This is a genomic window from Paramagnetospirillum caucaseum, from assembly GCF_000342045.1.
In the GTDB taxonomy this organism is placed as follows: Bacteria; Pseudomonadota; Alphaproteobacteria; order Rhodospirillales; family Magnetospirillaceae; genus Phaeospirillum; species Phaeospirillum caucaseum.
In genome coordinates this window covers 1-9,333 of the sequence record NZ_AONQ01000108.1, presented here as the reverse complement: position 1 = coordinate 9,333, position 9,333 = coordinate 1, and the positions used below count along the sequence as shown (strand labels likewise).

At 65.1% G+C, this 9,333-nt stretch carries 7 protein-coding genes; 2 read left to right on the top strand and 5 right to left on the bottom strand.

Annotated elements, in window-relative coordinates:
• The 5 genes from H261_RS24215 to mdh form a co-directional block, all read right to left on the bottom strand.
• Window positions 1–123 (bottom strand): biotin/lipoyl-containing protein (locus H261_RS24215; RefSeq protein ID WP_008621977.1); only part of this gene is annotated, 123 nt, incomplete at its 3' end.
• Between the two features lie 18 nt (window positions 124–141).
• Window positions 142–3,114, bottom strand: a complete 2,973-nt coding sequence (locus H261_RS21655; protein ID WP_008621976.1) for a 2-oxoglutarate dehydrogenase E1 component — start codon at window positions 3,112–3,114, stop codon at window positions 142–144.
• Between the two features lie 175 nt (window positions 3,115–3,289).
• Complete coding sequence (sucD, locus tag H261_RS21650) at window positions 3,290–4,165, bottom strand: succinate--CoA ligase subunit alpha (RefSeq protein ID WP_008621975.1); 876 nt, start codon at window positions 4,163–4,165, stop codon at window positions 3,290–3,292.
• Window positions 4,166–4,167: 2 nt separating this feature from the next.
• Window positions 4,168–5,364 carry an ADP-forming succinate--CoA ligase subunit beta gene (gene sucC / locus H261_RS21645; protein WP_008621974.1) on the bottom strand — a complete coding sequence of 399 codons (1,197 nt, stop codon included), beginning with the start codon at window positions 5,362–5,364 and terminating at the stop codon, window positions 4,168–4,170.
• Between the two features lie 31 nt (window positions 5,365–5,395).
• Window positions 5,396–6,355, bottom strand: a complete 960-nt coding sequence (gene mdh / locus H261_RS21640; RefSeq protein ID WP_008621973.1) for a malate dehydrogenase — start codon at window positions 6,353–6,355, stop codon at window positions 5,396–5,398.
• 453 nt (window positions 6,356–6,808) lie between these two features.
• On the opposite strand from mdh, the gene H261_RS21635 reads away from it, so the two are divergent.
• Both H261_RS21635 and H261_RS21630 read left to right on the top strand, forming a co-directional pair.
• Complete coding sequence (locus H261_RS21635; RefSeq protein WP_008621972.1) at window positions 6,809–8,461, top strand: hypothetical protein; 1,653 nt, start codon at window positions 6,809–6,811, stop codon at window positions 8,459–8,461.
• Window positions 8,462–8,469: 8 nt separating this feature from the next.
• The gene (locus H261_RS21630; RefSeq protein ID WP_008621971.1) at window positions 8,470–9,330 is read left to right on the top strand and encodes a ParA family protein; all 861 of its coding nucleotides are present in this window, start codon (window positions 8,470–8,472) and stop codon (window positions 9,328–9,330) included.
• Window positions 9,331–9,333: the final 3 nt, after the last annotated feature.

Sequence of the window (9,333 nt, the reverse complement as noted above, 5' to 3'; positions counted from 1 at the left end):
GGTCTCCAGCTCGACCAGGGGCTCATCGGCGCGGACGGCATCGCCCACATTCTTGAACCACTTGGCGACGGTGGCTTCAGTGACGGACTCGCCCAGGGTGGGCACCTTGATTTCGGTGGACATTTTCTTGATTTCCCCTTTCTAGGCGGTCAGACGGGAGAGCTTGGAGGCACGGCGGAACGGCTGGGGCAGGGTGACCAGTTCCCCGGCCAGCGCCATGCCGGTGATCCATTCCTGTTCGGCCACATGGGTCTTGTAGAGGCCGGTGGCGGGCGACGCGGCGGCGCGGCGTCCGCAGTACAGGGCCTTCTTCGCCTTGATGTCGAGTTCCTCGCAGATGAACTCGATGCGGCGGTCGACGAAGGTCCACGGACCCATGTTGGCCGGCTCTTCCTGCACCCACAGCAACTCGGCGTCGGGATAGCGGGCCAACTGGGCCTTGATGGTGTCCTTCGGCCAGGGATAAAGCTGCTCGACGCGGATGATGGCCACGTCCTTGAGGCCGCGCCTGGTGCGTTCCTCCAGCAGGTCGTAATAGACCTTGCCCGAGCACAGCAGCACCCGGCGGATCTTGGAATCGGCCACCAGGGTCTCGACCTCGGGCAGCACGCGGCGGAAGCGCGAGCCGGTGACCAGGTCGTCGAGCTTGGAGACGCACAGCTTGTGACGCAGCAAGCTCTTGGGAGTCATGATGATCAAGGGCTTGCGGAAGTTGCGGCGCAGCTGGCGGCGCAGCGCGTGGAAATAGTTGGCCGGGGTGGTGATGTTGCAGACCTGCCAGTTGTCCTCGGCGGAGAGCTGGAGGTAGCGTTCCCAGCGGGCCGACGAGTGCTCCGGCCCCTGGCCCTCATAGCCGTGGGGCAGCAGCATCACCAGACCCGACATGCGCAGCCACTTGGACTCGCCCGAGTTGATGAACTGGTCGATGATCACCTGGGCGCCGTTGGCGAAATCGCCGAACTGGCCTTCCCACAGGGTCAGCGTATTGGGCTCGGCCTGGGAATAGCCGTACTCGAAGCCCAGCACCGCCTCTTCCGACAGCGGCGAATCCATGACCTCGAAATAGGCCTGGTTGCCGGGGCGGATGTGGTTGAGGGGCTCGACGCGGTCCTCGGTCTCCTGGTCGGTCAGACGGCAATGGCGCTGCGAGAAGGTGCCGCGCCCGCAATCCTGGCCCGACAGGCGGACGGGGTTGCCCTCCACCAGCAGGGTGCCGAAGGCCAGGGCCTCGGCGGTTGCCCAGTCGATACCCTCGCCGGTGTCCACCATGTCCTTCTTGGCGGCCAGTTGGCGGACGATCTTGCGGTTGACGTTGAAGCCCTCGGGCGTGCGGGCCAGGGCATGGCCCACTTCCTTGAGGACGTCCGGTGCGACGCCGGTCTTCTCCTCGCGGAACTCCTCTTCCTCGGACAGTTGCACCAGCCCCTGCCACTTGCCTTCCAGCCAGTCGGCCTTGTTGACCTTGAAGCTTTTGGCCGCTTCGTAGTCCTGCTCCAGGCGGGCCTGGAAGTTGGCGAAGATGGCGTCGGCCTCGTAGCGCGAGATGGTGCCCTCGGCCACCAGCTTCTCGGAATAGAGCGCGCGGGTGGTCGGGTGGCTGGCGATCTTGCGGTACATCAGCGGCTGGGTGAAGGCCGGCTCGTCCGACTCGTTATGGCCGTGGCGGCGGTAGCAGACCATGTCGATCACCACGTCGCCACCGAATTCCTGGCGGAATTCGGTGGCGATGCGGGCCACGTGCACCACGGCCTCGGGATCGTCGCCGTTGACGTGGAACACCGGGGCCTGGAAGCCCTTGGCCACGTCCGAGGAATAGGGGCCGGAGCGCGAGTATTGCGGCGCGGTGGTGAAGCCGATCTGGTTGTTGACGATGATGTGCATGGTGCCGCCGGTGGCGTAGCCCTTGAGCTGCGACAGCAGCATCACCTCGGGCACCACGCCCTGGCCGGCGAAGGCGGCGTCGCCGTGCAGGATGATGCCCATCACCCGCTTCCTTTCGGTGTCGCCGAACTGGGTCTGCTTGGCGCGTACCTTGCCGACCACCAGCGGGCCGACCACTTCCAGGTGCGACGGGTTGGGCATCAGTGACAGGTGGACGATCTTGCCGTCGAAATCGCGGTCGGCCGAGGTGCCCAGGTGGTACTTCACGTCGCCCGAGCCCTGGACATCTTCCGGGTTGGCGGCGTTGCCCTGGAATTCCGAGAAGATGGCCTGATAGGGCTTCTTCATGAAATTGGCCAGCACGTTGAGGCGGCCGCGGTGGGCCATGCCCAGCACCACCTCGTCGACGCCCAGCTGCGAGCCACGCTTCAAGATCTGCTCCAGCGCCGGGATGACGCCTTCGCCGCCCTCGAGGCCGAAGCGCTTGGTGCCGGTGTACTTCATCTGCAGGAAACGCTCGAAACCCTCGGCCTCGGTCAGGCGTTCCAGGATGGCGGTCTTGCCGCGCGGCGTGAAGTCGGTGCGGTTGTGGATCGACTCGATGCGCTTCTGGATCCAGGCCTTCTGGTCGGGGTCCTGGATGTGCATGAACTCGACGCCGATGCACGAGCAGTAGGTTTCCTGCACGATGCGCACGATGTCCCTGAGCCTGGCGCTTTCCAGGCCCAGCACATGGTCGATGAAGATCTCGCGGTCGAGATCGGCATCGGTGAAGCCGTAGGTGCGGTAATCCAGCTCGGGGTGCTGCTCGCGCTTGGTGAGATTCAGCGGGTCGAGCTGGGCCATCAGGTGGCCGCGCACGCGGTACGAGCGGATCAGCATCAGGGCACGGATCGAATCGATCTGGCCCTGGCGGATGGCGGCGGGATCGGTGGCCGGAACGGCGGCGGCCTTGGCTCCGTCCTTGCCGCCCTTCTTGGCGGCTGCGGCTGCGGCGGCCGCGGCGGTGGCTTCCGGGTCGACGGCGCCGATGATCTTGACGTCACGGCGGGCACCGGCGGTCCCCTTGAAGTCCTGAATGAGCTCCGAGCCGTCGTCCTTCAGATCCTGGAAGAAGGCGACCCACGAGGGATCGACCGAAGCGGGGTCTTCCAGGTAGCGGGAGTAAAGCTCGGCGATGAAGACGGCGTTGCCGCCACTCAGAAAGGACGATTCGTCGAACTGCTTTGTCATGTTCGGGATTCGACGCAGGTTCTAGCCCGCGTCCCTTTCGTGCTTGGGCCGGGCGGCGCCGCCGGGCGCCGCTCATTTACGGCGCAAACTGCTTTGTTATTCTTATTAAAGACGGTCCGACGCACCGGCGGTCCGGCGCTCCGGCGACGCGCCGGACCGTTTGGTACTAAGCGGTTCAGCCCTTGAGGAGCTGCACCATGGTCGAGCCCAGCGAGGCGGGCGAGTCGGCGACGGCGATACCGGCGGACTTCAGGGCTTCCACCTTGAAGTCGGCGGTGTCGTTGCCGCCCGAGATCACCGCACCGGCATGGCCCATGCGGCGGCCGGGCGGAGCGGTACGGCCGGCGATGAAGCCGACGGTCGGCTTCTTGATCTTGGAGCGCTTCAGCAGCTCGGCGCCCTGGACCTCGGCGTCGCCGCCGATTTCGCCGATCATGATGATCGCCTGGGTCTCGGGGTCGGCCAGGAAGAGCTCCAGGCTGTCGACAAAGTTGGTGCCGTTGATGGGGTCACCGCCGATGCCGATGCAGGTGGTCTGGCCCAGGCCGGTGGCGGTGGTCTGCGCCACGGCTTCGTAGGTCAGGGTGCCGGAACGCGACACGATGCCGATCTTGCCACGCATGTGGATGTGGCCGGGCATGATGCCGATCTTGCATTCGCCGGGCGTGATGACGCCGGGGCAGTTCGGCCCGATCAGGCGGGTCTTGGAGCCCTGCAGGGCGCGCTTGACGGCCAGCATGTCGGCCACCGGGATACCCTCGGTGATGCAGACGGCCAGTTCGATCTCGGCGTCGATGGCTTCCAGGATGGCGTCGGCGGCGAACGGCGGCGGCACGTAGATCACCGACGCGTTGCAACCGGTCTTGGCCTTGGCCTCGGCGACGGTGTTGAACACCGGCAGGTCCAGGTGGGTGGTGCCGCCCTTGCCGGGGGTGACGCCGCCGACCATCTTGGTGCCGTAGGCGATGGCCTGCTCGGAGTGGAAGGTGCCCTGGGCGCCAGTGAAGCCCTGGCAGATCACCTTCGTGTTGGCATTAACGAGAACGGCCATTTTTATGCAGCCTCCTTCACGGCCTTCACCACCTTCTCGGCGGCATCGGCAAGATTGTCGGCCGCGATGATCGGCAGACCGGACTGAGCCATGATCTTCTTGCCCAGCTCGACATTGGTGCCTTCCAGGCGGACCACCAGCGGGACGTTCAGCGAAACCTCGCGGGCGGCGGCGACAACGCCTTCGGCGATGACGTCGCAGCGCATGATGCCGCCGAAGATGTTGACCAGGATGCCTTCGACGTTGGGATCGGAGAGGATCAGCTTGAAGGCGGTGGTGACGCGCTCCTTGGTGGCGCCGCCGCCGACGTCGAGGAAGTTGGCCGGCTCGGCGCCGTACAGCTTGATGATGTCCATGGTGGCCATGGCCAGGCCGGCGCCGTTGACCATGCAGCCGATCTGGCCGTCCAGCTTGATGTAGTTCAGGCTGTGGCGGGCGGCTTCGAGCTCGGCCGGGTCTTCCTCGGACTCGTCGCGCAGCTCTTCGATGTCCTTGTGACGGAACAGCGCGTTGTCGTCGAAGTTGACCTTGGCGTCCAGCGCGATCAGTTCGCCGGCGCCGGTGACCACCAGCGGGTTGATCTCGACGATGGAGCAGTCCAGGTCCATGAAGGCCTTGTACAGGGCGCCGATGAACTTGACGGCGGTATTGACCTGCTTGCCCTCTAGCCCTAAGCCGAAAGCGATCTGGCGGCCGTGGTACTGCTGGAAGCCCTCGACCGGGTCGATGGCGACCTTCAGGATCTTCTCGGGGTGGCTGTGGGCCACTTCCTCGATCTCCATGCCGCCCTCGGTGGAGGCGACGATGGTGACGCGGCAGGTGGCGCGGTCGACCAGCATGGACAGGTACAGCTCGCGCTTGATGTCGCAGCCCTGCTCGATGTAGACGCGCTTGACTTCCTTGCCCGCCGGGCCGGTCTGCTTGGTGACCAGGATCTGGCCCAGCATCTGGTCGACGTTGCTCTTGACCTCGTCGATGGACTTGACGACGCGGACGCCGCCCTTGCCATTGGGGTCGTTCTTGAAGCGACCGGCGCCGCGGCCGCCGGCGTGGATCTGGGACTTCACGACCCACACCGGACCGCCCAGCTCCTTGGCAACCTGCACCGCCTCGTCGGGGGTGTAGGCGACGCCGCCCTTCAGTACGGCGACGCCGTACTTGGCCAGCACCTGCTTGCCCTGATACTCATGAATGTTCATCGGGTTTCGCTCCCCTTGAGTGTCTTGTCGATTAGCCCATCAGGCCCTTGGCGACCTTGACCAGACCGCGCACGGCGTCGGCCGACTTGTTGAACTCGGCCTGCTCGGCGGCGTTCAGCTCGATCTCGACGATGCGCTCGACACCGCCCTCGCCGATCACCACCGGCACGCCGACGAACACGTCGTCGGGCTGGCCGTAGGTGCCGCCCTTGACCAGGGTGGCGACGGGCAGGACGCGCTTCTTGTCCTTCAGGAAGGCTTCGGCCATGGCCACGCCGGAGGCGGCGGGGGCGTAGTAGGCCGAGCCGGTCTTCAGCAGGTTGACGATCTCGGCGCCGCCGTCACGGGTGCGCTGCACGATCTTGTCCAGCTTCTCCTGGGTGGTCCAGCCCATCTTCACCAGGTCGGGCAGCGGGATGCCGGCGACGGTGGAGTAGCGGACCAGCGGGACCATGGTGTCGCCGTGGCCGCCCAGCACGAAGGCGGTGACGTCCTCGACCGAGACGTTGAACTCCTCGCACAGGAAGGTGCGGAAGCGGGCCGAATCCAGCACGCCGGCCATGCCGACGATCATGTTGGCGGGCACGCCGGAATAGTGCTGCAGCGCCCAGACCATCACGTCCAGCGGATTGGTGATGCAGATCACGAAGGCGCCGGGGCAGTTGTCCTTGATGCCCTGGCCGACGGCGGCCATGACCTTCAGGTTGATGCCGACCAGGTCGTCGCGGCTCATGCCGGGCTTGCGCGGCACGCCGGCGGTGACGATCACAACGTCGGCGCCCTTGATCGCCGAGTAGTCGTTGGCACCGGAATAGCGGCAGTCCACGCCCTCGACCGGGGTGGACTCGAGGATGTCGAGACCCTTGCCCTGGGGGATGCCCTCGGCGATGTCGAACATGACGACATCACCCAGTTCCTTGAGGCCGATCAGGTGGGCGAGCGTGCCGCCGATGTTGCCGGACCCTACGAGAGCGATCTTCTTGCGTGCCATGGATGGAGTTCCCTCGAAACGGTGAGATGGTTCTAGACGAACGGGTGGGGCGCGCGGTGCGCGCGAAAATGGCCTGGGGGGCTTAGGTAACGCGATTCGCGCCCAAGGGCAAGCGGATTGGCATGCAGCGCACGCAAAGCCGCCCCGCCGGGAAACCTTGAGATTTCCGCAGGCTGGCCGCGAAGCGGTAGGACCAGGGCCGTAACGCTCTGGACTCGTTATAAGAAGCCCTACCCGGAGGGGGTTATTCACTACCCTCGGGGGTGGGGGCGGGCTGGCTTCCGGGCCGGTGGCGCTTGGCGATCGGGGGCGCAACCGGGCGAAAAACGGCAGCCGGCAGGCAATTGGCGTCAACATGTATACAATCAATGAGAATAAAAATATATGACACGATGTGTTTGGGGGTGTATACGGCAATCAAAGCATCTTTAGCGAGAATTTGTGGGGGATTGCATGCAATACAACGCTCAGGCGCTCGACCATGTCGTTGAGGCCGTCATGGGGGCTCTGTCCTACCTGAAGGCGCAACGGGATGCCCGGGGAGGCTGGGAGGATCCCGCCAACATGGTGGAGCGCGGCGCCGACGGCGCTCCTGTTCCCGGCAAGGGCGACATCATCGTCTGCGAGGGGCTTCTGAGCTATCTGATCGCCTGGAACCGCTTCGGGACGAAGCCCGATCTGGCGCGGCGGCTCGACGAGATCTATCCCCGCCCCCTTCTGGAGCAGGACGTCTACGACCTGCTGGAGAGGATGGGGAACGACCGGCAATACAGCGGAACACCCTATGTTTCCATCGTGGACGGCAGGGGCCAGAGCCACCCGTTTCTCGACACGGTGTGCTACGCCGTGTCGCTGGTTGTGCTGAGCGAGGCGGTTTTCGGCGCACCGTCCTCCGAGCCGCGGCTCCGGGTGGGGCGGGGTATAATGGAAGACTGCCTGGATATCCTTGCCAGGGCGGTGGTCGCCGACGAGGTCGGGCGGGCCAAGGGATGGTCGTTCACCAACCACGATGTCCCTGACCGGCCGTTCAAGTACTTCACCTGGATGGCCTGCGACACGCTCAGCGATCTCTGCGAGATGAAGGATTTTTCCCGCCGCTATTTCGCGACGCCGCGCGTTGTTGAGGGCCTGGCCACGCTCCGGCGAGCCCTGTCCACGGTGAAGACGGAACTGGTCCGGATTCATATCCTCGGCCAGCATTCCGCCGAGGAGAAACAGGCGTTCGGCGGCCGCAACGTGGACATCCGGACCGGCAAGGCGGTGCAGGAGGACGAGTTCGACCAAGGCTTCAGCTTCAATCTTTGGGTGATCATGGCGTTGCTCTATCTCGATTACGAGGAGCCCGCCCGGTTGAAGGAGGCCCTGTTCCGTCTGGGCGAAACCCTCGAGAACCCCAAGGTCAAGTCCGACCAGATCAAGAACGGCTGCCTGATCCTGCTCGAGACGGCCAGCGCCTTCAAGCCGGGGCAGGACGGCGGCGAGAACCAATTGCTGGACCGGTCGTTCCTGCCGCAATACGTCAAGGCCCTGGCCCTGCTGGGGCTGTGGCATCCCGACCTGGCGGGCGACCTGCGGCCCCGCCTGGACCAGGCTCTGGAATGGCTGTTGGCCAACCGCGCGGCGAAATGTCCCGCCTGGGACAAGTACGCGCAGAAGGGCGATTTCGCCGTCTACCAGACCGAGCGGGCCATCGAGGCGCTGTGTCGGGTGGCGGAGTGGCTGGAGGACGGGCTGCCCGCGCCGGACGTCCCCGCCCCCGAAGCCCATCAGGCGGCGGCGGGCGGCATCTCGGTCACGGAACTGGCGAAGATCGTCGCGGACGTCACCGCCCGCCATGCCGTCTCCATCGAGATCAACGGCGAGCGGGCCCGGGCGATGATCGAACGCTTTGTCCGGCAATCCTTCGAGGATCTGCGGCTTGAAATGAGCCAGCAGCTCAAAGCGGAGGTGTCCAGGGTGCTGGGACGCTTCGAGCCGGTCTTTTCCGGGCTTGCCGAGCGCTTGGAAACGGCCTCGTCGGGGCAGGCGTCGGCCGAAGAGGTCCGGCGCGCGGCCGAGGATATCAGGGCGTTGATGCTGGCTGAATTCGCTGGAAGCGAGAGGTAGCGATCATTATGGCAAAGCCCGGATCCATCCATACCTTCATCTCCTACAAGGGCGGCACCGGCCGCACCACCACCTGCGCCAACGTGGCCTATCACGCCGCCCGCCAAGGCATGCGCGTCCTGGTCGCCGACCTGGATATCGATGGACCGGGCATGGCGGTGTTGGCCGATATCACCAATGACGACATGGCGGAGCACAGCATCGTCCGTTACCTCGCCAGTGGGGTGGAGGCGGCTCCGGCCGATTTTATCCTGCGGCGGGAATTCCCGATTCCCGGCGGCAATACGGCGGTCATCGACTTCATGGTCGCTCCGCTCAGCTACGATCCCAGCGATGCCCTGCCCACCTTCGGCGAGGGATTGCCGGCCAAGATGAGTCGCTTCCGCAACGAGTTGCGGTTGAAGTACGACCTGATCTTCCTCGATTCCGCCTCGGGTGTTTCCGACTACACCGCCCTGGCCTTTTCCATCTCGGATTTCGTCAGTATCTGTTTCCGCTGGGGCCGGCAGCATGTGCTCGGCTCGGTCAAGCTCCTGAGATTGCTTGGCGGAATCCGCCGCCGCCGGTTGAGCGGCGGCGGGCTTTTCCTCGAGGATTTCTGCATGGTGGGGACGGCGGTTCCGCCGCCGGAAACCGACGAGCAGCGCCAGCGGGCCAGCGACGTCCTGGAAACCTTCAGCGGGATCATGGGCCAGATTCGCCAGCAGGAGGTCCGTGGCGCGGATGAAATCCGTCTGATCAACGAGTTCAACATCTTGAAATGGGGGGAGTGCATCGTTACCGAGCGGGGCGAGGCATTCGCCCAGTTCGCCCGCGTCGCCGACATGGTGATGGCCCGGCATGACCGCTGGGGGGGAGGAGACGAATGAACC